Origin of the sequence: Profundicola chukchiensis, from assembly GCF_029664245.1 — a bacterium.
GTDB lineage: Bacteria > Bacteroidota > Bacteroidia > Flavobacteriales > Weeksellaceae > Profundicola > Profundicola chukchiensis.
Map to the genome: position 1 here is coordinate 1 of NZ_JANAIE010000020.1, position 421 is coordinate 421.

Sequence of the window (421 nt, forward strand, 5' to 3'; positions counted from 1 at the left end):
ACAAAGGCATAATTTATACACAATGCCTTCATCTAAACCTTCTATTTTTATCCCAGAAGCTAAAATAGAGCCATGGTTTTCCGGGTTTTATACCTCGCTCGATGTAACCGATATACAAATTATCAGCTCGTAGGTTTTAGAGGTATTTACTAATTTAAATAGATTTTCATCATGAATGTTTATAATTCAATGTCTATTTCTTTAAAAATTCAAGAGAGAATAGACCCGTCTCGCAGGGATGAACCTGCGAAATTTTATGTTCAAGCCATTCAAACTGGCAAAACAGATCTTAGGCGATTAGCTTATCTAATCTCTAGTCAGTCCACTGTTCGCCAGGCGGACTGTTTAGCCGTGCTAGATGGACTAGTGCTCAACATGATGGATGAGCTTTCTCAAGGTAGAGCCGTCGAATTAGGTGATA

1 protein-coding gene is annotated in these 421 nt (G+C 38.0%); it reads left to right on the forward strand.

The window, feature by feature from the left end:
- Positions 1 to 189 precede the first annotated feature (189 nt).
- Positions 190 to 421 (forward strand): HU family DNA-binding protein (locus NLM59_RS11520; RefSeq protein WP_456238420.1); only part of this gene is annotated, 232 nt, incomplete at its 3' end.